Source organism: Candidatus Lernaella stagnicola, assembly GCA_030765525.1.
GTDB classification, from domain to species: domain Bacteria; phylum Lernaellota; class Lernaellaia; order Lernaellales; family Lernaellaceae; genus Lernaella; species Lernaella stagnicola.
Genome location: JAVCCK010000025.1, coordinates 1 through 22,456, shown reverse-complemented (window position 1 = coordinate 22,456; position 22,456 = coordinate 1). Strand labels below are relative to the sequence as shown.

The 22,456-nt window shown below is 59.8% G+C and carries 20 protein-coding genes; 11 read left to right on the top strand and 9 right to left on the bottom strand.

Translation table 11 applies throughout. The annotated features are described in order from the left end of the window. Window positions 1-61: 61 nt before the first annotated feature. The 3 genes from P9L99_11490 to P9L99_11480 are packed head-to-tail and all read left to right on the top strand — an operon-like array spanning window position 62 to window position 3,749. The gene (locus tag P9L99_11490) at window positions 62-1,585 is read left to right on the top strand and encodes a hypothetical protein (GenBank protein MDP8223974.1); all 1,524 of its coding nucleotides are present in this window, start codon (window positions 62-64) and stop codon (window positions 1,583-1,585) included. After that, window positions 1,582-2,664, top strand: coding sequence for a kelch repeat-containing protein (locus P9L99_11485; GenBank protein MDP8223973.1), 1,083 nt, complete (start codon window positions 1,582-1,584; stop codon window positions 2,662-2,664). The genes P9L99_11490 and P9L99_11485 overlap by 4 nt, the downstream gene beginning before the upstream one ends. Next, complete coding sequence (locus P9L99_11480; GenBank protein MDP8223972.1) at window positions 2,652-3,749, top strand: C1 family peptidase; 1,098 nt, start codon at window positions 2,652-2,654, stop codon at window positions 3,747-3,749. Before P9L99_11485 ends, P9L99_11480 begins: the two co-directional genes overlap by 13 nt. Here P9L99_11480 and P9L99_11475 read toward each other — a convergent pair whose 3' ends face one another. Both P9L99_11475 and P9L99_11470 read right to left on the bottom strand, forming a co-directional pair. Further along, window positions 3,750-4,475, bottom strand: coding sequence for a hypothetical protein (locus tag P9L99_11475; GenBank protein ID MDP8223971.1), 726 nt, complete (start codon window positions 4,473-4,475; stop codon window positions 3,750-3,752). A gap of 81 nt (window positions 4,476-4,556) precedes the next feature. Next, entirely contained in the window at window positions 4,557-5,483 is a 927-nt protein-coding gene (locus P9L99_11470; GenBank protein ID MDP8223970.1) for a DUF523 domain-containing protein, read from the bottom strand. Between the two features lie 167 nt (window positions 5,484-5,650). On the opposite strand from P9L99_11470, the gene P9L99_11465 reads away from it, so the two are divergent. After that, on the top strand, window positions 5,651-6,721 hold the full coding sequence (locus P9L99_11465) for a hypothetical protein (GenBank protein MDP8223969.1): 1,071 nt from the start codon (window positions 5,651-5,653) through the stop codon (window positions 6,719-6,721). A 51-nt stretch (window positions 6,722-6,772) separates the two neighbouring features. Here P9L99_11465 and P9L99_11460 read toward each other — a convergent pair whose 3' ends face one another. The 3 genes from P9L99_11460 to P9L99_11450 all read right to left on the bottom strand — a co-directional run bounded on the left by P9L99_11460 (window position 6,773) and on the right by P9L99_11450 (window position 11,756). After that, window positions 6,773-9,202 (bottom strand): putative metal-binding motif-containing protein, encoded by a 2,430-nt coding sequence (locus P9L99_11460; protein MDP8223968.1) that lies wholly within the window; start codon window positions 9,200-9,202, stop codon window positions 6,773-6,775. Window positions 9,203-9,330: 128 nt separating this feature from the next. Then, window positions 9,331-9,924, bottom strand: a complete 594-nt coding sequence (locus tag P9L99_11455) for a 2-oxoacid:acceptor oxidoreductase family protein (GenBank protein ID MDP8223967.1) — start codon at window positions 9,922-9,924, stop codon at window positions 9,331-9,333. Further along, window positions 9,921-11,756: a thiamine pyrophosphate-dependent enzyme gene (locus tag P9L99_11450; protein ID MDP8223966.1), complete on the bottom strand. Its 1,836-nt coding sequence runs from the start codon at window positions 11,754-11,756 to the stop codon at window positions 9,921-9,923. Before P9L99_11450 ends, P9L99_11455 begins: the two co-directional genes overlap by 4 nt. Before the next feature lie 263 nt (window positions 11,757-12,019). Here P9L99_11450 and P9L99_11445 point away from each other — a divergent pair, with 263 nt between their 5' ends. Further along, a complete protein-coding gene (locus P9L99_11445) occupies window positions 12,020-12,406 on the top strand; it encodes a hypothetical protein (GenBank protein ID MDP8223965.1) in 387 nt (128 codons plus the stop codon). 15 nt (window positions 12,407-12,421) lie between these two features. On the opposite strand, the gene P9L99_11440 is transcribed toward P9L99_11445, so the two are convergent. After that, window positions 12,422-12,802: a hypothetical protein gene (locus P9L99_11440; GenBank protein MDP8223964.1), complete on the bottom strand. Its 381-nt coding sequence runs from the start codon at window positions 12,800-12,802 to the stop codon at window positions 12,422-12,424. 350 nt (window positions 12,803-13,152) lie between these two features. Between P9L99_11440 and P9L99_11435 the strand changes: the two genes are divergently transcribed. Beyond that, the gene (locus P9L99_11435; protein MDP8223963.1) at window positions 13,153-14,904 is read left to right on the top strand and encodes a hypothetical protein; all 1,752 of its coding nucleotides are present in this window, start codon (window positions 13,153-13,155) and stop codon (window positions 14,902-14,904) included. Between the two features lie 7 nt (window positions 14,905-14,911). Here the strand turns inward: P9L99_11435 and P9L99_11430 are convergent, their stop codons facing one another. The 3 genes from P9L99_11430 to P9L99_11420 all read right to left on the bottom strand — a co-directional run bounded on the left by P9L99_11430 (window position 14,912) and on the right by P9L99_11420 (window position 17,787). Further along, window positions 14,912-15,946 (bottom strand): 2-dehydropantoate 2-reductase, encoded by a 1,035-nt coding sequence (locus tag P9L99_11430; protein MDP8223962.1) that lies wholly within the window; start codon window positions 15,944-15,946, stop codon window positions 14,912-14,914. Next, on the bottom strand, window positions 15,943-16,851 hold the full coding sequence (locus tag P9L99_11425; GenBank protein MDP8223961.1) for an acetoacetate decarboxylase family protein: 909 nt from the start codon (window positions 16,849-16,851) through the stop codon (window positions 15,943-15,945). The genes P9L99_11430 and P9L99_11425 overlap by 4 nt, the downstream gene beginning before the upstream one ends. A gap of 81 nt (window positions 16,852-16,932) precedes the next feature. Continuing rightward, window positions 16,933-17,787 (bottom strand): EcsC family protein, encoded by an 855-nt coding sequence (locus tag P9L99_11420; GenBank protein MDP8223960.1) that lies wholly within the window; start codon window positions 17,785-17,787, stop codon window positions 16,933-16,935. 127 nt (window positions 17,788-17,914) lie between these two features. On the opposite strand from P9L99_11420, the gene P9L99_11415 reads away from it, so the two are divergent. From P9L99_11415 to P9L99_11395, 5 genes are all read left to right on the top strand, one after another. Beyond that, the gene (locus P9L99_11415; protein MDP8223959.1) at window positions 17,915-18,904 is read left to right on the top strand and encodes a metal ABC transporter substrate-binding protein; all 990 of its coding nucleotides are present in this window, start codon (window positions 17,915-17,917) and stop codon (window positions 18,902-18,904) included. Between the two features lie 91 nt (window positions 18,905-18,995). After that, window positions 18,996-20,174, top strand: a complete 1,179-nt coding sequence (locus P9L99_11410) for a redoxin domain-containing protein (GenBank protein ID MDP8223958.1) — start codon at window positions 18,996-18,998, stop codon at window positions 20,172-20,174. 33 nt (window positions 20,175-20,207) lie between these two features. Then, window positions 20,208-20,645 carry a hypothetical protein gene (locus tag P9L99_11405; GenBank protein MDP8223957.1) on the top strand — a complete coding sequence of 146 codons (438 nt, stop codon included), beginning with the start codon at window positions 20,208-20,210 and terminating at the stop codon, window positions 20,643-20,645. A gap of 357 nt (window positions 20,646-21,002) precedes the next feature. Beyond that, window positions 21,003-21,887, top strand: coding sequence for a hypothetical protein (locus P9L99_11400; GenBank protein ID MDP8223956.1), 885 nt, complete (start codon window positions 21,003-21,005; stop codon window positions 21,885-21,887). 70 nt (window positions 21,888-21,957) lie between these two features. Then, a partial coding sequence (locus tag P9L99_11395; GenBank protein ID MDP8223955.1) for a hypothetical protein occupies window positions 21,958-22,456 on the top strand: 499 nt, incomplete at its 3' end.

Sequence of the window (22,456 nt, the reverse complement as noted above, 5' to 3'; positions counted from 1 at the left end):
TTGGGTTAAGGGTTAGACTCACTAGGGAAAAACGAGCGGTTTACCTCGACGAGGTCGAAAGATGAGACAAAAAGCGATCATGGTGATGCTGGTGTTGTTGTTGGGAAGCGTGAGCGTCGCGACGGCATACGGCCCTTCCACCCACATGCGGGAAGCCGATCATTTCCTGACGTTGTGTGAACTGCAGCCGCAGGCCGGGGTCCAATACGACGCCGATTTCCTGCGTCGCCACCGGCGTGATTTGCTGCTGGGTTCGATCTGGCCCGACATCGGCCGCGTGCTGACCGACAAGGCGGTGCTGGGCAAGGTGGACGAGAACAGCGTCGATCCGCACAACCGTCATTTCGTCACGTGGTTGCTCAACGAGGCGCTGACTGATTACCCGGCTGACGAATGGCGCGTCGCTTTCGCGATCGGCAACCACATGCACTGCGCGGGTGATGCCACGGCTCAGGACATGCTTACGCAGCACATGGCCGTCGTGTGGGGGCTGGGCGAAATGGACGCGATCACCGGCACGATGGATAATCACCCCGGCGGCGAAAACGAGGCGGTGCTTGAGGGCGGCCTGGAGTTCATGGAACCGGCCTTCAGCTACTACTTCGAATTGGTCGACGAATTCATCACGTCGCCGGGCGGCCTGGCGCGCTTGACGCAAATCGTTTCCTACTACCTGGATCGCTACGCCGAGTATTTTTCGCTTGAGGTGGATTACGAACCGGACGCGCTGGTCGGGCTGATCGTCGACGCCTTCAGCGACTACCCGCACAACTTCCCGCCGTGTTCGGCGAACGCCCAGCCCGAAGTGCTGCGCTGGGCGCGGTCTGGATTCGATAACGCGCAATGGGCGGGTGCGAAGGGCATTGATTGGGACGAGCTGGGGCGGGTCATCAACAACGGCTTGCTGGAAAAGGATACCTGGGACCGCTATTTCACCGAGGGCTTTTTCGCATTTTCCCCGCAGATGATGCTGGACTATCACGAAGGGCAGGGTTGGTACGATTACTTCCCGAACTGGAGCGCGAAGGCGATGAAGTCGGGCAGCATACAATCGCTGTCCCGCGCCTTGCCGCAGGTTTTGGTACCCGAGGACGGGCGTTTTCTGCTGGACATGAATTGGTATGAGAACGACTCCACGACGCCGATCACGAGCATCGACGCCGCGTCGCCGCCCGCCACCGTGACGCTTTCGCTGGTGCTGTTCGACTCGCACGGGCGCTTTCTGGACGATGACAGCTTGATGATTCGCGTGCGCGAAGATTCGTTGGATCAAACCGAGGTGGCGCTGCAACTCTTCGACGATGTGAGCGTCGATCCGTGGACCTACGACGTGAACGGCCCGCTGCAGGTTGAGGTCGATTTCGACCCGTCGCCGGCGATTACCAACGGCGCGACGGGATTGATCGTCGAGTTGATTCACGGCGAAAGCAGCACCGGGCGGCCGTATTTCACGACCGACTGGAGCGTCTACGAGCAAATCGAGGGAATCGACCTGACGAAAGACGCTTACACACTGCAGTATTCAACTTACGGCCATTGGCCTTATTCCTTACGCATCAACTACGACGAGGGGGTGACGCAATGAAACGCTTGTTACTCGTGCTTGTCGTGGCTCTTTTTCCGATCAACGCTTTCGCCGGATGGGTGAGTTTGCCTCCCATGCCGAGCCCAACCGAGGGCGCGGTGGCATGGGTCGCGGGCGACGCGGCGTACGTAGCCGGCGGCGGTACGCGCGGCGAAGTATCGGCGGCAGTGTGGCGTTTCACGGTGGACGGCGGTTGGGAAAGCGTCGGCGAGTTGCCCGTGCCGGTGCGCGAGGCGGGCGGCGCGTTCGTGGGAACCAAGCTTTATCTGGCGGGCGGTTTCGATGGCGAAAGCTACGGCGATGCGCTGCAGATATTCGACGTTGGCTCCCGGGGCTGGACGACCGGCGCCAACCTGCCCGAGACGCGTTTCGGCCACGGCCTGACGGCGCTGGACGGCAAGCTGTACCTTACCGGCGGCGGCAACTCGGCGGGGCAGGCGCAGGCGTCGGTTTGGGTGTATGACACCGCCGGCGATTCCTGGTCGACGGCTCCGGCGATGGCGACGGCGCGCAAGCATCACGCCGCAGCCGCGCAGGGTGGCAAGCTTTACGTCTTCGGCGGCGTCAACAACGACGGCGACGCCCCCGCGTATTTGGATTCGGCAGAAGTCTATGATCCGGCGAGCCAAACGTGCTCTGCACTCGCGGCCATGCCGAGTTCCGGCTGGGGCGGGGTCGCCACTTCGTTGCCGGACGGCTTGTGGGTCTGCGCGGGCCTGCAAGACGGCGGCGTTGCGTCGACTTGTCATGTATACGACGCCGATGGAGACGCCTGGACCGACGGCTTGGCAATGCCCTTTGCAGCCTACCGGGTAGCCTCCGCGGCGGCGGGCGCGATCGTGGCGGGCGGCGAGGAAGTCGGCGAACGCGGTTACGAGGTGATCGCGCGCGTGGCGGTCTGGAGGGAAGCTTCGGCCGACGATGACGACGATGATGACGACGACAACGACGTCGATGACGACGACGACAACGATGTAGATGACGATGACGACGATGACAACGATGACGACGCAAGCCCGGACGATGATGAACCGGCCGCGGACGACGGGGATGACGATAAAAACGGATGCGGTTGTTGACATGGCGTGACGCGAGGCTCGTACTTTGCGTGGCGTTGCTCATCTTGTCGCTGCCGGCGACCGCTGCCGTCAGTTGGGCGGACGACGCAACATTGGCGGAGGTCGCGCGGGCGGTCCAACAATCGGGCGCAGCGTGGTCTGCCGGAGAGAATCCCGCTTGGGAACGCTACATGACGCGGGAAGAAGGGTGCCTCGCTTGCACCACCGTTCCCGACCCCGGTCTTGGATACTGGGAAATTCCGGAAACCCGCAAAGACTTACCGGCGCATTTCGATTGGCGTGATTTCCAGGGCGAAAACTGGGTGACGGCGATTAAGGATCAGGGCTTGTGCAACGGTTGCAGCGCGTTTGCGGCCACGGCGTCTCTGGAAACGCAGATCCTGTGGGACCTGCAGGATCCGGCTCTCGGCGTTGATTTGTCGGAGCAGCATTTGTTTAGTTGCTCGGGCAACGGCGACTGCTCGCAGGGCATGGTGATGGGGCTGGCGTTGATTTACCTGCGCCGCTCCGGCGTGCCGGACGAAGCGTGTTTCCCCTATTACTCCATCGACGGCAGCAACCACAGTTGCGACGAGACGTGCGAGGATTGGGAGGAACGCGCCTACCGGATCGAATCGTGGAACTGGGTGTATCACTTCGGCGATTTGGACCGCGTCAAAAGCGCGATCATGGAAGGGCCACTATATACGTACATCGGCTTCTACGAGGATTTCTACGCCTACACCGGCGGCGTTTACGAGCATGTGTGGGGCAACGGACCGATTGGGCACGGCGTGTCGATCATCGGTTGGGACGACGAAGAAGAATATTGGATCGGCAAGAACTCGTGGACAACCGGCTGGGGCGAGGAAGGCTTTTTCCGCATCCGCTGGGGCGAGGCCGATATTGAAACCTACATGGGGCGCATGGTTTGGGAGCCCGACCCCGGTGACGACGACGACGACACTGCCGACGATGATGACGATGATGACAACGACGATGACGACGACAACAATGACGACAATGATGATGACGACGATGACGACGATGATAATGACGATAACAACGACAATGACGACGATGGCGGGGGCGGCTGCGCCGTCTAATCAGTTCCAGATTGTTTCAAAAAATCTTCGCAATTCGGTGCGCAACCAGCGCAGTTCCGCGGTCGAGGCGTTGGCGGCGAGGCGGATTCGTTTCGTTCCCGAAACCAGATAGAGCCCCGGTTGGGCACTGCGGCCGCTGCGGGAAGATACTTTGAACACGAAGTCTTCCACGTGCGGCCACTGGATGCTTTTCGTCCAGCGGAAAAACAGCAAGCGTTTGGTGCGGTCGAAACGCCCGCGCTCGGCATGCAGCGTTTCACGGCCAATCCACTGCCACAACACGAGGTACGCAAGGAACACGCCCACCGCGTCGTGCAGAAGGCCGAAGGCGACCATCACCCACGCGCCGGTGGCGATGCCGATGCCGTTCCACACCACCATGAAGCCGCACCAAAAGAGCGTGAAGAAAAGCAGAAAGGCGTTACCCAGCGTCATACCGGCCGGTGGGATGTCGGCGCGAAACAGCAGCCCGGGAGTGTTTGCAAGCGTGATCGCGCTGTTGTGAGGGCGCGTGAGCGGCGCGTTGAGTTCGTCGAGATCGAAGCCGAGGAAGCGCCGCATTTCCTTGAACACGGCGAGCCCCTGGAGCATTTCGCGGTCGTCCTCGGTCGGCCCGTCCAGCGATATGGAGGAACCGCAGTATTTGCACTCGACGGTGCCTTCGTTGACATGTCGCCGCGTGATACGCAGCGGCGCGCCGCAGTTCGTGCACTTCAAGCCTTTCATGCGTGACCTTCGTTTCTCTTGGTGGAGCCGCGCGGCGACGAAGCGGAACGACTGTTTGCCGCTGCGGTCTCGAATGACAGTTTAGCGGCGCGAGGTTTCTCGGAAAAGTACCGGCGTGCCTTTGAACGCAAAATCTTCCAGGAACGCTTTCTTCTCCATCTCGTGCAGTTTGGCAACGAATTTGCGACGCGACATGTCCGAAACGGGCGGCGCGAGCGGTTCCGATTCAGGGTTGATGTGCTTCATGTAGTGCGTGTAGTGCTTTTGCATGGCCGCGGCGACGCGGGCGATCGTGGACGGCTGCCGCAGCAGCATCAGGACGTCACCGCGCCACTCCTCGGCAAATTTGGCGCTGAAACGTTTGGGCATCGCGGCAAGCTGCCGCCCGATTTCCCGTGCCCGCGTCTGGTTCACTTCCTGGCACACGAATTTGAAGTGGCCCCAGATATCGTAGATCTGTTCCTTGCTCTGCAGTTCCTGCCTTTTCAGCCAAACGAAGGCGTGCAGGCGTCGCCGCCAGTCCCACCATTTCACGGGGCTGTTGAGATCCTCGGCGGGAATGAGAAAGAGGCGCTCTTTCAATAACAGCGAACCGAAAGCGCCGGGCGGTTTGCCCATGCGACGATTCTTGAGGGTCGTGCGATACACGCCGCAGCTCGGGCTGCCTTCCATGAAGACGAAGGCCTCGACTTGAGCCTGGTGCAGCAGTGCCATGGTGGCGGTCAGGCCGGTACGCATTGCGTCGGAAACATCGAGGCCGCGCCGGTTTTTGATCTGCGCGTTGCCGGCCCAGAAATCGTCGCCGTGGCCGCCGACGAGGCGAATCGGATCGCGAGTCACGCCGAGGCCGCTGTTAAGCTCGGGGCAGACCGGCGTCCAGATGAAGTGGTTCATTTCGCGTTCGATTTCCTGGATACGATTCCAACCGCGGTGATTCCAGCGAACCTTCGCGCCGAATTGACAGAGGCTGATTCCGATACGAATTCGCTCTTGCAGGATATACGGCATAGCCATCTCCCGTGAGTGTGAAGTTATTTTACCATATTTTCGGGAGGCCATGGAAAGCGCGAAGGCGGGAAAAGAAACGAGTTTTCAACTTTCGGAAGTTGGGCCGGGCGGCTTTCGTTTTTCCCACTGTTTGGTAGATTGGAAAACACGCCGAAGGGGGGAAGAAGATGAAAACAAGGATCGGCGGCTGCGTGGTGGGTTTGTTGTTACTCGTTGTGGCGGCGGCCGTATGGGCCGGGCCGAAACCGCGCGCCGGGTGGATGGTTATTTGCGGTACGTTTGACGATACGCCGGCGGCCTGGCGACTGCGCGACAAAGTCGATGCCCAAATCGAAAAGCCCGCGCGGGTTATCGAAACCGACGAATACGAAAATCTGACGCCGGGCCTGAAGATCATCAGCGCCGGTCTGTACTCTGCGAAAAAGAAAGCCGCGAGCGTGAGCGAGAAACTCGGCGCCAACGGCGTGAAGTGCTACGTGAAAAAGACGGCACTCAAGCAATCGCCCGCGGGACGGATCATTTACGTCGGCGACCAAGACACGATGTGGTTTTGCTTTCGACACCGCGGCGCGGCGCTGGCTTATAACACCTGCGCGCAACGCATCGGCAAGGGCGACCGGCTGTTGCGGCCCCATATTGCAAAGAGCAAAGGATCGTACGGCTATCAAACGGTGCGCGTGATGCGTGCCAATGAATTCGGAGACGATTCGCCGTGCGAGGATTTGGTGGGGTATTCGGGATCGGTCGGCGAAACCAAAAAGCTGGGTCAGGCACTCAAGGGAAAAAAGGCGCGCGCTGAAGCGATAGCGGCGTTTCGGGAGTTCGCCGAGAAAAAGAGCAAGCTGAAGTTTTCCCGGTTACGGCTTTCGGCCGCGGTGAAGGTTGACGTCACCGGCGACGGAGTTGCTGACACGGTCATCGGCATCGGGGCGGGGATCGGGCAACCGCAGATGAAGGTGATCGGCAATGTGGTTTCGGCGGTCGCGGTGATCCCGGGCGGTGAATCGACCAAGCGGGTGATTCCCCTGTTTTGGCATGCCGTGCCGCACGAGAAGGCGCAAGGCGATTTCTACACGGCAAGCATTTACGGTCGATTGGCCGGGTTCGCGGACGTCAACGGCGACGGACGCATCGACGTGCTGGTGGAGACGGGCTACTACGAAGGAACCGGCTTGATCGCCTACACGATTGAAAAAGGCAAGGCCAAGGAGATGGCGAGCAACGGCTGCGGCGCGTAATTCCAAGCGACGCGAAGCGCCCCAAGTCTCCCGCGGTTCGTTGCGACGCTGTCAGCGGTCGAGGTTGTCCAACACCACACTCCACGGCACCCCGCCATCGGCTTCGGTGTCGTCGTCATCATCGCCGTTGGTAAGCACACCCTCGGGACATCCGGGACCCGTCACCACGTCCAGGTAGTCGATCGTGTAGTCGCCGACGCTGCCGTCGGCGGAGGTGATGTTGATGTAGTGCGGGCAGGGCTCGTCGACCGTGATGGTCAGCGAGCATTGCTCCCGTTCGCCGGGACCGGAGTCGTCGCAAAAGCCGATTACCTGCGGATTGCTGTAATTGCAGGCGGGCAATTGCACCCATTCGAATTGCAGGTCCAGGTCGGCTTGCGCCGGCTGAATCCCCACCGTGACTGTGTCGGAGCAGGCCGCTTCCAAGCCGAAGAAATCCAGGTCCATATAGGGCGGAGGCCCGTCCTTTTGGCAGATCGTCAGCGTCGCTCCCGCGCTATAGGGGTCGACGATGGAGTAAAAGCCGGCGTAGCCCGGTTCGATCGGCAGGTCGTTGTCTTCGTACGCGTCGTCGCGGCAGGCCACGCAGGAGGCGACGTCGCGGCGTTGCCCGGGGTCGTACTCCAGCACGCACCATTCGCTTTCATCGTCGCAATCGATCGTCGTCCAATCCGGGTAGGCCCACGTGCCCGTGCACATTTCGTCGTTCCCGGCGCAGAATTGTTCGTTGAGGCGGGTCTGCTTGTCGTCGCCGCGAGCCGGGCCGGTGCACTGGTCTTCGTCCCGGTCGTCGCACGGGTACTGAGTGCTGTGATACGCGAAGCCGTCGTCGCAGCATGGATTTTGCACGAGGCACAGGCAGTCGGGCGGGTCGTTGACGTTATCGCAATTGTTGTCGATGCCGTCGCATCGCTCCGGCGCGCCGGGGTGGATGTTCGGGTTGCCATCGTTGCAGTCGTCGCCGGGCTCTTGGTGACACTCCTCGGGCCAGCAATCGAATCCGAAATAGAAGCAGTCGCCGTCCGGATTTTCGTTGAAGTACGTGTCGTGATCGCCGTCGCAGTAGTAGTCGGCGATGCAGTCGCCGCCGGCAACCGGCCAGTTGAGGTCGAACACGGTCATTTCGCCGCTGGCCAACATGTAGCCCAGAATTTCCACTTCGGCGCCCGCCAATCCCTCCACGCCCAGCGACATTCCCCACTCGCAATCAGGCAGCAGCTTCAATTCCAGCAAGCCGTAGGGCCCCATTTTTACGTACGGCCCGGCGACGCTGTACAACTTGAAACCCGCGTTCAAATGCGCCCATCCCTTGACGGAGGCATTCAGCGATGCGTCGAACTCGGGGCCGATCACCTCATACGTGAAGTTCTCGGAAGCCAACGGCGACCACTGCCCGTCCTGGTAAACGACGCCCACTGATACGTCGGCCGCGACCACCGTGCCCGCGACGAGCGTCGCTTCGGCCGTCGCCTTCGCCTCGTAGCCCAGATCGAGCGAAACCTGCGGATCGATCCACACCGGCACGGGTCCGATCATGATGTTGATCGAGGGAATGTAGCCGCTGTAGTCGAAGGAGATTTCGTCGCTTCTGTTCACGGCGCCGCCCGCGGTGGCGGAGACTTCCAAGTTTGCTTCGACCGCGCCGCCCAGCGCGAACAGAAAGCGATTGAAGCCGAACAAACCGATGTCGGCTTCGAGACTCATGGTCGGCCCGAAGCTGAAACTTCCTTCGGTGATTTCCACGTTGAGGCCGGGTGTTTGGTACAGCGTCGTGTTGCTGAAATCGTAATCGAACCACAAGCCATCTTTGGTTGGCGGGTTGAGATCGATTTCGGCGCTGTAGTCCAGGTGCAGGAAGACGTCCTCAAGCGTGGCGCGCGCCGTTTGAATGGCGATCGTCGTTCCGTCCTCGTCGACCTCCGTCACCGCGCGCAGGAAACCCGGTTCGACGCCGCTGATGATCACGTCGCCGTCTTCCAGGTCAAGCAAGTCCTCGTTGCCCTGCAGGGGGAACAGCACGCGGTCGAGTTCGACGGTAGCTTCGGCGGCCTGCTCGTCGGGCAGAATGTGTACGCGCGGGTCCAGGGTCAGGCATTCCGGATCCCAGTCGACCGGCGCGGTGTCGGTCAGGCCGTTACAGTTGTCGTCCGTGTTGTTGTGGCAGTACTCGGGTTGGTCGGGGTGTACGGCGTCGTCGGCGTCGTTGCAGTCGCCTTGATTCTCGACCCATCCGGCGGGACAAGAATCACCGGCGACGGTTTGGCTGGCGTCGGGATCGCCGTAGCCGTCGTCGTCTTCATCGCGATAGCAGGCTGTGGAGGGAGCGCTGTCGTCATCGTTATCGTCATTGTCATCGTCGTCGTCATCATCGGCGGCGGGGGCGTCGTCATTGTTGCCGTTGCTTTGGTCGCAACCGGTGAAGGAAAAGGCGCAACAAACCGCCAGCGCCACGGCGAACAAAAATAGCGACGACGTTTTCATTTTTCATCCTCCCGGATCGGGATATTCGAAAAAGCGATGGTTGGCATCGCAGGTGTGAAATACTCGGAAGAAAATCAAATCACAGGGTGATTCTGGGGGAATCGCCCGAAGCGGTCAACACGGGCGCCCTAGGCCGTTTGCGCGGCGTCCCAACCCAGCATCAAGGCCTTCAGGTTTTTATCGAAGGTGCCGCGAGGCACTTGCGCCTCGGTCGCTTCCTTAACCATCTCGAAATCGAGGGGAAGGAAGGCGGAAATCGCCCCGGCCATCACGACGTTCAGCATGCGGTAATCGCCGGCCAAGAGGGCGAGCTTTACGCCGGGAACGGTGCGGACCTTGATGCCGCCGGCGACGCAGGTGGCGCGCCAATCGGCCGGCATTTTTTGTTGCTCAAGCAGCGTGAGTGAGGGCCAAAGCTCATCGACGCTGGTGACGATCGTGCCGCCACGGCGCAGCATATGTGCCCAGCGGAAAGCTTCCAGCGGTTCGAGGCCGAGCAGAAAACCGCCGGCTCCCGGGGGGAAAAGCGAAGTCGCGATTTCACGGCGGCCCATACGCAACGTGCCCATTACCGCGCCGCCGCGCATCGCCAGGCCGTGGGTGTCGGTGCTTTTGGCATGTAGGTCCGACAAGATGGCGGCGCGAGCGAGCAAGCGATTGACGAGCACCAAACCTTGGCCGCCGACTCCGGCAAGAAAAACGTTGACCGGCTTGTCACTCATGATTCCTCTCCTTCGCTCAGCCCGACCGGCACGGGAACGTCGGGGATTTCATCCAGCTTCGAGCGCTTGATGGCGTTGACGGGGCACACCTGGTAACAGACCGAGCAGCCGACGCAGCGGTTGCGGTCGATATACGAATGGAGTTCGCCCTCGGGCTGGTGGGCGTATTGGCGCATGCTGATCGGCGGGCAACCGACCTGCACGCAGGTGCGGCAGCCGATGCACACATCGGGGTCGACATAGTAGTAGTTGAATTTCTTGCGGTACTTCAGCGCGCAGGTGCCGGTGACGATGACCGCCAGCGGCCCTTCCTCTTCCAGGAACTTCTCGCGGAATACCTTGCGGCACTCGGCGAGATTGTATTGGTTGACCTTGACCACGTTCGTCACGCCCAGCGCCTTGACCACTTCGGCCAAGTCAACGCCGTGTTTTTGCTCGCCCCGAACCGTGATGCCCGTGACGGGGTTGTCCTGCAGGCCGGTCATCGAGGTGGAACGGTTGTCGAGGATCAGCATCTTCGACCGGTGGCCGTTGTAGGCGTAGTTGATCACACTGGGCAGGCCGCTGTGGCACAACGTGGAATCGCCGATCACCGACACCATGTTTTCGATCTCATGTTCGGTGCCCGCCAGCGCTTTCTCCATGCCCTGCGCGATGCCGAGCGACGCTGCCATAGAAACGGAAGTTTTGAGCACGTCGAAGGGCGGGTAGGAACCCATCAAGTAGCAGCCGATGTCGCCGTGGCAGAAGATGCCCAGTTCACGCAGCAGCACCATCACCGGGCGGTGCGGGCAACCCGGGCAGAACATGGCGCCGCGCGGCGGGGCGTCGGTCGGCTTGGTGAAAGCGGCGATCGGCTCCTCGCCGAAACCCAAACCGGCGAACACGCGAAGCACGGTCTGGGCGTCGATTTCGCCGTAGCTGAGGAAATGCTCTTTGCCTTCACAGGCAATGCCCGCAAGCTTCATTTTGTTTTCGACGAAAGGAAACAACTCTTCCACGACAATGACGCGCTCGACCTGCGAGGCGAAATTCGCCAGCGCCGCCAGGGGCAGGGGCCACAGGAAATCCAGCTTGAAGATCGACAGCTCCGGCAGGAGTTCGCGGATCATGTAGTACTGAGGTCCGAAGGTGACGACTCCCACGCGGCCGTCGCGCACTTCGGAGCGCCAGCCGTGTCCGTCCTCCACCCATTTTGCGACTTCGGGGATGCGTTGTTCGACCATGGCGCGCGCCTCGCGGGAGTAAGGCGGCACCTGGTAGTAGCGCACCGGATCGGGCTCGAAACCGCGCGGGGGCCGTTCGACGCTTTCTCGCGGCACGACCTCCCCCATCATGTGGCACGTGCGGTCGGTCAGTCGTACGAACACCGGCGTGTGAAAGCGCTCGGAAACATCGAACGCGAGGCGCGACATGTCGTAGCATTCCTGCGGCGTCGCGGGGTGGAGCATGGGGATCATGGCGTACTCGGCCCACATGCGGCTGTCTTGTTCGTTTTGGGAACTGATTTGGCCCGGATCATCCCCGACCGCAATGACCAGCGGCCCGTTGAGTTTCGTCCAGGTGAAGGTCATCAGGGGATCGGCGGCGATGTTAATGCCCACGTGCTTCATGGCCGCGAATGCCGCCGCGCCGGCCATCGACGCGCCGATGGCGACTTCGCAGGCCACCTTTTCAGAGGTCGACCACTCGGCGTGCAGGCCGTCGTAGGTGGCGACGGCTTCCAGAATTTGCACGGTCGGCGAGCCGGGGTAACTGGCGGCCACGCGCGTACCGCTATCGACCACGGCCCGGGCCACGGCCTCGTTTCCGGTGAGCATGAGGGGCTCCATGAGAACTCCTTTGGATCGGTCGGGATTTCCGTATGCCGCTATTTTTTGATACAAGTTATTATGCCTTTGCTCGGAACCCTTCGCAACCGGAAATATGTAGAAAGCCGTGTGTTTTTCAATACCTTGTGAAACCGAGTCCCATTTTGGCCGGCGGGGTGGGAGTGCTATTGCCGCCGAATCTTTGAGTACATTGAGCGGAGCGGATGAACGCGGTAAGCTGAAGCCAGCCCTTGCAGGGTGAGCATTTCGAACAGGGAGAAGACATGACCACCAAGCCGGTGTTGGCGCGCGGTCCCGAACCGCAGCCCAAACGGCAGCCGCATAAAGAGCCGATGACGGCCATGGCGTGGGCGCTGCTTGCACCGGGGTCGGGGCAATTATGGATCGGTCACTTTTGGCGCGGCATGCTGATGTTCGGGCTCGCCTGGTTCTGCTTCATCGGCTACTTCTGGGGTATCGCCGACGCGTATTTTCTGGCCCAGAAAGCCAACCGGCGAGAAACCTACGCCAACGATGATTTCATACGCCACGCGCAGTTCACGCTGCCCATCGTGTCTCACGGCTTGTTTTGGATTCTCTTTGTCGTGGCGGTGCTATTCGGCCTGTCGTACTACCAGCAACACATGCTGGATATTTATTCCATTCACTGAGCCGTTACGCTGCGGTTAGGAGCAGGTGCACCCTCCCACATCGCCGTCGTCTTCTTCACCAAAGGGCGGCAAGCCCTCAATCACGCCTGAATCATCGGTATCGTCATCGGTCGTCGTATCATCGTCTGACGGCGTGTCGTCATCGGCGGGCGTGTCATCGTCTGCAGGCGTGTCATCGTCTGTAGGCGTGTCATCGTCGGCAGGCGTATCGTCGTCGGCAGGCGTGTCGTCGTCGGCGGAGGTATCGTCGTCGGCGGGCGTGTCGTCGTCTGTCGTCGTATCGTCATCGGTCGTGGTATCGTCGTCGGCGGAGGTATCGTCGTCGGTGGCGGCGAGGATCAGAAAAGAAAAAAGAACCAGTAAGGCCAGCGCCGCCGGTATCGAGAAGTATTTCATCCGCGTCTCCCTGATGTTGTTCGTTTGCGAAGAATATAAGATATCCGCGGGCAAAACAAATCGAGCGTGAACCACCGGTGCTGAATTTTGCCGAGGTCGCCCGCGTCGGTGTTTAGCGCCGCACGCGAGGCATCATGAACGACGGCGAAGACAGTTTGCGGCCGGCCGGAAAGGTGGGGGGAGGAGGCCGATATTTTCGGGGTCTCGACTACCTAAATCCAAGACAGTCCAATGTTGAGTGGTTAATCCAATTTAAGTGTGTTTTTGAAGTGTTGACAGCCATTTTCGCATTGCGTCATGGACGAATCTCTATTAAAAATACAGCGGAAGCCACTCCGTAGGGGGTGGGGATGAACACTCAAGCCGGCCGCCGCCATCGGCACGAGGAAGTCGCCATGAATTTTCTCACCAAAGCCCAGCTTCTACTTCACATTCTGCGTTGGCGTTTGACGTGGGCGCAGCACGACCTCGACTACATAGAGAAGGGCGTGGCCAACCCGAAGTTCATTTCCGCGCGGGAGGCGGTCGAGAAGATTCGGGACGGCTCGGTCATCTTTTCCTCGGGCATGGCGGCCAATACGCGGTGCTCGATTTTCTTCTGGGGCGTGAAAGACCGGCACAAGCGCACGGGCTCGCCGAAGGATCTGACGTGGATCGTCGTGGGCGCACAGGGCGGCCGCGGTCGGGTTCCGGGAACGTTGGAAGAGCTTGATACGCCCGGGATCGTCACGCGGTTTATTGCAGGACACGCGGAGACCGTCAAAGCGTTTTTGCACCTAGCCGACGAAGGGCACATCGAACTGCACACGCTGCCTCAGGGGACGCAGACTTTCTTGCTCGAAGCGCAGGCGCGCGGTGAGCAGTACGTCGAATCCCGCGCGGGGGTGGGCACGTTTTTGGATCCGCGGGTGGGCGGCGGTTCGTACGTCGGCGGCGCACCGATGAGCGAGAATTTCACGACGGCCGCGGGCGAAAAGCTGCGCTATCACATGCCGAAAGTTGACTACGCTCTGTTCGTGGCGCCCTATGCCGACGCGGAAGGGAATCTGTACGTCACGAACACCTCGACATACACCGAGAGCTACGAGAGCGCCCTGGCGGCGAAGCGAAACGGCGGCACGGTGATCGCCAGTGTTTCGGGCATCATTCCCAAAGACGAGGAAAAGATTTTCCTGCGCACCGACCAGGTGGATTACATCGTGGTGAATCCGTACAGCGAGCAGACCGGTTCGGTGCAGCAGCGGCGCTATTGGCCGATGTTTACTGTGGAGCACGACGTGGACACGCACGATGCGGTCGAGCGGCTGAAGTTCGCCAACAACGTGCTCAAGATCACGCCCGTGCGTACCGACGCCGAAATGGCGGTCGGCCGGTTGGCGGCGTCGCTGTTTACGAAGATCTGCCGCAAGGGCGCGATGGTGAATATCGGCGTGGGCCTGCCGGAGGAAGTCAGCCGCCTGGTGTACGAGGGCGGGCTGCACGAGGACATCGTATTTTTCACCGAGACCGGTGTGCTGGGCGGTCTGCCGGCGCCGGGTATCTTTTTCGGCGCGGCCGTCAATCCGCAGAAGCTCGTTACGTCGGCGCAGATTTTTCATCAAGCCTACGATGATCTGGATACGACGGTGCTGGGTATCTTGGAAGTCGACTCGGACGGCAACGTCAACGTGTCCAAGCGCGGCGACAAGTGCATCAATTATGTGGGGCCGGGCGGGCTGCCGAACCTGGCCGACGCGGCGCGCAACATCATCTTTGCCGGCTCGTGGATGGCCCACGCGAAGATCGAGGTCGTGGACGGGCAGATCAAAATCGAGAAGCCGGGTTTGTGCAAGTTCAAAGAGGACGTCAGCGAGATTACCTTTAGCGGTACCGAAGCGTTGAAGCAGGGCAAGAACGTTTACTACGCCACGCACGTGGGGCTTTTCCGCCTGACGGAAAAGGGCATGCTGCTGGAACAGGTCATGCCGGGCATCGACGTTCAGCGCGACATTATCGAGTGCTGCGATATGGCGGTTGTGCTGCCTGAAAGCGGCAAGGTGCCGGTCGTGCCGGCCGATATCGTGACGGGCGAGGGCTTTGAGTTGAAATGGCCGGGCGAGTGATCGACGCTTAGAGGATCAACTCGATCTCGTGCCACACTTCGGTAATGTCCATCGGCTGGAAATCAGGTTCGGCGAATTTCTTGCGGCAAAGTTCATAGACGACGCGGTTGTAGGGCGTGACGACGCCGTGCTCGCGCGCCAGGTCGAGCAGGTAGCCGTTGATCGTTTCCAGTTCCGATTCGCCCTGCCGTCGCTGTAACACGTCCTGCGCCATGCTGCTGATGACCATCTTCTTGACGTTTTTCTCGAACATCCGCCCGGTCAGAAAGCGAGGCAAATGCGAGCCCGCCCACAGCAGTTTCCACGGCGGCATGCCGCCCAGTTTTGATTCGCTGTAACCGGCGGCGCGGGCGATTTGCACGCCTTCCCAGGTCATATTGGTCAGTACTTTTTGGAACAGGGCGCGGTCGCTGATTTCGCGGTACCGGTGGCCGATCAGCGTGGTCAACGAATTGGCCAGGTTGATGATCAGTTTGCAGTGGGCGGCATCCTGGAAGCGCTTGGTCACGACGGTTTCCACGGCGTGGCTCCAGAGCTTGGCGATGTTTTTCATTTCCGGCATCAACTCGTTGTGCAAGGTGCCGAGGACCAACGGGCCGTGCTTTTGGTAGCCGACGACACCGGTTTCGTCGAGCCACGCGTTGTAGCTGACGATGCAATAAACAACGCGGCTGAAGTACCGCGGCAGGATTTTCTGGTTTTCGACTCCGTTTTGCAGACCGATGACGATAGCGTTGTCGCCGATCGCTTCGCGGATCATTTTAGCGACCGGTTCGAGACTGTAATTTTTCACGGCGATCGCCACGATCCGGGCATCGGCGGCGTCGCGCAGGTCGTCAATCGTTCGCGCGCGCACCGTGCAGGGTTCCTGCGGCGTCTCGCCCCAGTACATCGTGATACCCTTGTCGCCGAGCACGTCGCGGATTTCCGGCTTGTCGTAGAAATACACGTTGGCGAAGCGACCGCTCAGCCAGCCGCCGACCGACGCACCGATCGCTCCGGCACCGAAAAACAAGACTTTCGAATGTTCGTCAATTTTCATTTCGTTTCCTCGCCATCGCCCGCGAACACTACCGGTGAGCGGAAGTTATCGTTGGAGAGGTCGAAACAGGCCGTCATGCCGCGCGCGTAACGGAACTGGAAGGGGTGCGGCCGAATATCCAAATCGCGCAAGACGCGCCCCGAAGGCGTGTCGCCGATACGCAGGACTTCCTCGTCTGGTTGCAGGGAATCGTTGAAGAGAACGCCCATGTGTTTGGTGACATTGAACGTCGAGGCGAAGTTGGTTTCGCTTTGCTTCAGTTCGTTGCCGAGTCGCGTATACAGATTCGAGGAAACATCGAACTTCATCGGTTTGCCCTCGCGCGGGACGCGGAGTTCGAAATACGGTTCGCCGCTCTCCTCATGGTCGACGACGACGCACTGGTCGCCTTCATCGGAAATTTCGATCTCATGCACAACCTTCGGCAGGCCCCAGATTTTGACGCCGCGAATTTGGTTTTCGAGCGACGTGACCGGCATCGAGAAACAGTAGTAACCGAAATTCGGGAACAGGCCGGCGGCGAGCATCGGCAACACCGGCACGCTGATCGCCGGGTTATGCAGCACGGGAATCGTCATGGCGATCTCGTTGTACGGCGCGACGCCCAGCACCTTTTTGTATTCGTAACAGGAGAAGATCACGAGCGAGCGACCGTGCAGCATGCTGATTGGTTTTAGCTTCGGATGGGGCATGAGCCGCGCCGCTTTTTCCCAGTCGCAAAGGAACACGCCGATGGCGCACGTGACGTCTCCGTAGAAAGTGGGAAAGAGGTAGTTCTTGGCGATTTTGTCGTTCAATTGCAGCGGCTGAGGCGCATGGCGCAAGTGGAAGCGCCGGTAGAACGGTTCGGTGAAATCGGCGGCATTGTCGAGAAGCTCGGGATCGATGGTGTGGGTCGGTTTCATTCGGTTTCCTTCTTGTCATAGTGAGCCGTCACAATCTAGCAGAGGCTGCGGGGGTCGGCAACGACGTGACGGCCAATGCGATCAAAAAACGCCTGGGTCGGCGCCGTACTTTTCGACCAGCAATCGCTCCCGATATAGAAAGAACGCCGCGCGGCATACGCGACGCGTGTACAACGCGTTGAAGCTTCCCGCCGCCGCCAACCCGACCGCCGGAAGAATCTGAGCGATCTTAGCCCGCGTGATGCGTACGCCGAGCATTTTGGCGATTCTGCGCAGCACCGTGAAAAAAACCTGTTTCTCCAAATCATGCCACGCATGCCGTCCGGCCAGCTTGCCGGCAAGGTCGTCCAATTCGGCAAACTCGGCGGCGCGGTCCCCCGGATCGACCGAACCGGCCAGCGTGAGTAGATGCATGGCGAATAGGCGTTCGGGTTCACGCTCGATGTCGAAGCCGCAAGTCGTCGCGTACTCGCCGACCGCCCGCAGGTTCAGCCCGACCACCGCCATGATGTCGGCGGGGATGCCCCACACGCCCAAGAAACCGGTTCCCGCACCCTCGACAGCGGCGAGGCTGAAGTATTTGCGGGGCAGCGGCCGTAGCAACGCATCGATCGTTTCCAAGGGCAACGCGCGCAGGTGTTCGGCGGCGGTGACCTCACGGCCTGTTTTCCGACCGGCGCGTTGCCACACGGCGGCGGGGCGAACGGTGTAGCGCGCGGCATCGGAAAGAACGCCGACGAGGCCTTCGAATGTTCGTTCCACAAGACCGCCGACCCAGGGCAGGTTGAGCACGGCGTCGCCGGCGCGGTGGAAAGGTCGCTGCACGAGCCGGGAGAATCCCGAAGGCCGGCTTGGCGGTTCGTCTTTCCATTCTCGGATACGTCGCCACGCGTCGATTTCGTACGCAGAGGGCATGGTGGCGGGCGTAAGGGTCATTGACTCATCCTTGTTGTCCTGTGTGGAACTCGGTACGCTAATCATATAACGAGGATACGGGGCTGAGAAACCGCGCTGCGGTGCGTGAGGATCGCAAATCCTGCCCCGTAGAAATCGGAGGGTGTTGGTGAGAAACAAGGTCTTGGTTCTGCTCGGTTTGATTGCCTTGGCGCTTTCCGTCGTTGGTTGCCAAAAGAGCGAGCGAACGCCCGCGCCCGTTGAACCGGCCGAAGTGCGACGCCCGTTGGTTGTAGCCACGACGACGATGATCGCCGACATGGCGCGGAAGATCGGTGGCCCCGACATCGAGGTGGTGGGTCTGATGAAGCTCGGGCAGGACCCGCACGCCTACCAGCCCACGCCGGAGGACGCGGTTGCTATTCGTAATGCCGATTTGGTTTTGGCTAACGGCTTACGGTTGGAACGCGGATTGGACGACCTGATTGCGGCGGCCGGAAACAAGGCCGTGGAGTTGGGCGGGCATCCAGTCATCATCACCCGCGAGGGGCAGGGGGGCGCGCCGGATCCGCACATCTGGTGGAACGCCATGTTCTTCCGGACATGCGCCACGGAAACGACAGCCCGGCTGCTCAAACTACGTCCGGACAAGGCGAACGACATTCGCGGAAGAGCGGCGTGGCTCCTGACCGAGTTGAGCGAACTGCACCAATATACGGCGATCGCCATCGCCCAAATTCCGGAGAAGAAGCGGCTTCTGGTGACCAGCCACGCCGCCTTCAACTACTTCGGCGAAGCGTACAACATCGAAGTCGCCCCCGTATTGGGAACGGACCCGGACACGCCGCCGAATACCGGAGAGTCAGCCCGACTGGCGGCGCTGTGCGCCAAACGAGGCGTACCGGCGATGTTTCATGAGAACTCGGTTTCCCCGGCGCAGAACGAGTTGATCGATGCCGTGCTTCGTCTGGCTAAAAAGAAGAAGAACTTCCCGATCGTTGTGGCGGGGACGTTGAGTTCGGGCAGCCTCGGCGAACCGGGAACGCCGGCAGGCAGTTATCTGGGCGCTTTCAAACAAAACGTGCGAATCATTGTGGAAGCTTTGGCGGGAAAGAAGGCTCACCCCTATTTCTATCAAAAGGATCGCCGCGCGCGTTGACGCACGGCGCCGGGTCGTTATCTTTACTTGGATCGGAGCTTCGCAAATACTGCTGGAAAAATAAGAGGGTATTACCCAAGGAATAGCAACAATGAGAAAAAAACACTTTGTCTTTCCAACATTGATTGCAGTTGTCCTTTTTGCCGTTGGTGCATGGCCGGCCGGCGCGGTGGACTTTGAAGCCAAAGGGCCCAGCCGCGGTCCCGCCGAAGCGCCCGTGCAACTTGTGGAGTTTTTCGATTTTCAGTGTGCCCACTGCGCCAAGCTTTCGCCGGTGCTCGATGTTCTCGTGAAGGATTACGGCGACCTGATCCGCATCGTGGCCATGCCGATCAACACGCCGGGTCATGCTTACAGTGAACCCGCCGCGGAACTGGCGCTCACTGCCGCCGACCAGGGTAAGTTCTGGGAAGCGTACAAAGAGATTTTCGCCAACCAGTCCGAACTGGACGACGAATACTTGGCCATGTTGGCGGAAAAACTGGGCATCGACAAAGCTGAGTACGCGGCCAACCAGGAATCGCACAAGCACCGGAGCATTCTGCGCGCGAACTTCATGTTGGCCGTCGATGACCTCGAGTTGGAGGTCACGCCGACGGTGTTCCTCAACGGGACACGCTTCGAAGGCAACAAATCGCCGGACTTCTACCGGTACTACATCAATCAAGAACTCAAGAAGAAGAACATCGCCAGTCCGGTCGGTGACGTGCCCGAGCCGGCGGACAAAGCCTCGGCGCAGGTTGGCCGCGTGCCGCTCGAATTGATTTTCCCGGTGGAACGGATGAAACCCGTGGACTCGCAACTCAAGGTGAAGGTGGGTGGCCGGGCTCCCGATTTCGAATTGCCGACCACGCGAATGGGCGTCAATGTGAAGCTCTCGCAATTCCGGGGTGACAAAAACGTCGTCCTTTCCTTTGTACCGGCCGCCTGGACGCCACAGTGCAGCGCGCAATGGCCGGAATACAACGAATACGAGGAGGAATTCGAAGAGCTTAACACCATGGTGATCGGCATCAGCGCCGACAACGTGCCGTCGCTCTACTCATGGGTGACTTCAATGGGGCGGCCGTGGTTTGTCGTGGCCTCGGATTTCTGGCCGCACGGGAAGGTTGCGGATTCCTACGGAGTTTTTCGTCCCAACGGCGTCACCGAGAGGGCGGTATTTGTCATTGACACCAAAGGTATAATCCGATTCATCGATGTCCACGACATCAATGGGCGGCCCAGTATAAAACGTACGCTGGAAGAACTGAGAAAACTGGAGCAATAAACCGCGATGGCGCGGTGCGAAAAGGAGACCTACATGAGCAACGTTAGATTGGTATTGGCGATCGCGTTGGTTGCGGCTTTGCTGCTGCCGGTGTTGGCTAACGCGGAAGATGGGATGACCAAAGACGAAGCGTGTAAAATCCTCGGTAACTGCGCCGACGACGCGGTTGCCACCGCGCAAAAAATGCGTGCGCAGTGTCAGGAGATGATGAAGGCGGCCGAGAAGATGATCGACAAGGGTGCCCGCATCATGACGCGCGGTCAGATGTGGACCGACAAGGAGATGGAGACCGAGGGCAACTCGCTGGTGGCGCAGGGCAAACTCATGCTTCATCAGGCGAAAATGATGGATCAACAGTGCAAGATCATCATCGACAGCGCTAAAAAGAGCAAGGATAAGGCGAAAAAGATGGCCAGCAGCCAAGACGGGGACAAGAATCCGGTCAAGGGCGGCGACCACTCGCCGGACTGATTAGCGGCGATCTAGAATCAACAAAGCGATCCCATCTGGGGTCGCTTTGTCATTTAAAAAGTCTGAGATATTCGAACATTGAGCAATTGCCGCATCGCGGCACAAATCGGTTGAAGTTATTTTGCCAACGACTTTTTCGGTGACTGCGCGCCATTCGGATGCCCGGCCTTTATTATCCCATGCTGAATTATCCCAAATTAGATAATGTAATACTGGAAGATTATTTACGTAGTTTTTTGAAATCAATAGCTTTTTTCGTTTGACAATCAAAAACGGGAATTCTAGGGTTAATGCGCTGAGTTGGGACCTTTTGGCGAAAACAATCTTTTACTGACATTTCGATAGCAGGAGGAAAGCATGCGACTCTATGGTTTGATAACCGTCTTGCTGGTGGCCGTCCTGTCTCTGGGGCTGATAATTGCCATCGGCTGCGGCGGCGACGACGATGATGACGATAGTGGCAGCGACGACGATGCTACCGGCGACGACGACGACGGCGGTGGTGATTACGAACCGGGTTCGGGTTACCTCTCCGCGTACGTACGCGACTTCCAAACCAAGGCTGAGGTTCAGGGCGCAATCGTCGAGTTGGTCGACAACGCCACGGGCATCGCTTTGGGTTCGGCTTGGAAGACCGAGTCGGCCAGTGGTGAGGGCCAGGGTTACGTCGAGTTCACAAACGTGCCCGACGAACTGGACCAGGTGGGCGTTCGCGTCACGAAGGAAGGCAACCATCCGACCTATCAGTACTACTTCGACGTAGGTTCGGTAGACGAAGAATTCCTGCTCGTGTCTCGTTCGACCTCTTCGCTCGTGGCCGGCCTTTTGGGCCTCGCGCTTGATCCCGAAGCGGGCTTTGCGGCCGGCGCCATCTATTGGGGCGACCCGAGCGACGAGAACCCGGTAGGCTGCGCGGTAGTGCAGACCGATCCGGATCCGATTGACGGCATTTATTATTTCGGGCCGGACAATCTGCCGAATCCGGCCCGCAACGTCGACCCGAACGTCCCGGAAAATGCGGCCAACAGCACAGGTGTTAATCCGCAGAACGGATACTGGATCGGCATAAACATCGCGGCCGGTACTACGGTCGACGTTACCGCCACCGGCGGTACGAATAGGGACGTTGTGGAATCGGTGACCATTCCGATGTCCTTCCCGGACAGCGTGACGATCGCCAACATCTACTACTCGTTCGGTGATTACAGTGCCAACCCGCAAGGCAGTTGGTGCACGGAATAATTCATAGGCATGATGCCGTTCCGTCGTCGATCGGCGGCGGATCGGCTTTACCCGTGGGAGGGTCAAATCCATGAGATTGAATCATTTGTGGCTTTTAGCCTTGGTAGCGGCGCTCATTCTTTCGTTGGGTCTCGTACTGGCGTGCGACGACGACGACGACGATGACGACAACGACGACAACGACAGCGGCGACGACGACGATGGCGATGATGACAGCGGCGACGACGACACCGGGGGCGACGACGACGATGACGATGATGACGACGATAACGACGACGATAGTTCCCCGATACCGGGTTCTATCGGCGGTACGGTGCTCGACTTCTTGTCGGATAATCCGCAGCCGAACGCGACGGTCGAAGCGTTGAACGACGTCGACGGCATGGCGCTTGATCCGGCGGTCGTGGGTACGAGCGACGCGGATGGCTACGTGCTGTTGGAACTGCCGGCGGCTTACGTGGCGGCAAACGACACCGTGGCGATCAAAGTCAGCAAAGACGGTTACAAGAACACGATCCAGTACGGTTTCCCGGTTGGCGTGACCAACGAAACCTTCCTGGGCATTTCGA

What these genes read in the sequence shown, in the direction of transcription:
- P9L99_11490 (MDP8223974.1), top strand. Translation starts at nt 62, where the DNA reads ATGAGACAAAAAGCGATCATGGTGATGCTGGTGTTGTTGTTGGGAAGC.
- P9L99_11485 (MDP8223973.1), top strand. Translation starts at nt 1,582, where the DNA reads ATGAAACGCTTGTTACTCGTGCTTGTCGTGGCTCTTTTTCCGATCAAC.
- P9L99_11480 (MDP8223972.1), top strand. Translation starts at nt 2,652, where the DNA reads ATGCGGTTGTTGACATGGCGTGACGCGAGGCTCGTACTTTGCGTGGCG.
- P9L99_11475 (MDP8223971.1), bottom strand. Translation starts at nt 4,475, where the DNA reads ATGAAAGGCTTGAAGTGCACGAACTGCGGCGCGCCGCTGCGTATCACG.
- P9L99_11470 (MDP8223970.1), bottom strand. Translation starts at nt 5,483, where the DNA reads ATGCCGTATATCCTGCAAGAGCGAATTCGTATCGGAATCAGCCTCTGT.
- P9L99_11465 (MDP8223969.1), top strand. Translation starts at nt 5,651, where the DNA reads ATGAAAACAAGGATCGGCGGCTGCGTGGTGGGTTTGTTGTTACTCGTT.
- P9L99_11460 (MDP8223968.1), bottom strand. Translation starts at nt 9,202, where the DNA reads ATGAAAACGTCGTCGCTATTTTTGTTCGCCGTGGCGCTGGCGGTTTGT.
- P9L99_11455 (MDP8223967.1), bottom strand. Translation starts at nt 9,924, where the DNA reads ATGAGTGACAAGCCGGTCAACGTTTTTCTTGCCGGAGTCGGCGGCCAA.
- P9L99_11450 (MDP8223966.1), bottom strand. Translation starts at nt 11,756, where the DNA reads ATGGAGCCCCTCATGCTCACCGGAAACGAGGCCGTGGCCCGGGCCGTG.
- P9L99_11445 (MDP8223965.1), top strand. Translation starts at nt 12,020, where the DNA reads ATGACCACCAAGCCGGTGTTGGCGCGCGGTCCCGAACCGCAGCCCAAA.
- P9L99_11440 (MDP8223964.1), bottom strand. Translation starts at nt 12,802, where the DNA reads ATGAAATACTTCTCGATACCGGCGGCGCTGGCCTTACTGGTTCTTTTT.
- P9L99_11435 (MDP8223963.1), top strand. Translation starts at nt 13,153, where the DNA reads ATGAACACTCAAGCCGGCCGCCGCCATCGGCACGAGGAAGTCGCCATG.
- P9L99_11430 (MDP8223962.1), bottom strand. Translation starts at nt 15,946, where the DNA reads ATGAAAATTGACGAACATTCGAAAGTCTTGTTTTTCGGTGCCGGAGCG.
- P9L99_11425 (MDP8223961.1), bottom strand. Translation starts at nt 16,851, where the DNA reads ATGAAACCGACCCACACCATCGATCCCGAGCTTCTCGACAATGCCGCC.
- P9L99_11420 (MDP8223960.1), bottom strand. Translation starts at nt 17,787, where the DNA reads ATGACCCTTACGCCCGCCACCATGCCCTCTGCGTACGAAATCGACGCG.
- P9L99_11410 (MDP8223958.1), top strand. Translation starts at nt 18,996, where the DNA reads ATGAGAAAAAAACACTTTGTCTTTCCAACATTGATTGCAGTTGTCCTT.
- P9L99_11405 (MDP8223957.1), top strand. Translation starts at nt 20,208, where the DNA reads ATGAGCAACGTTAGATTGGTATTGGCGATCGCGTTGGTTGCGGCTTTG.
- P9L99_11400 (MDP8223956.1), top strand. Translation starts at nt 21,003, where the DNA reads ATGCGACTCTATGGTTTGATAACCGTCTTGCTGGTGGCCGTCCTGTCT.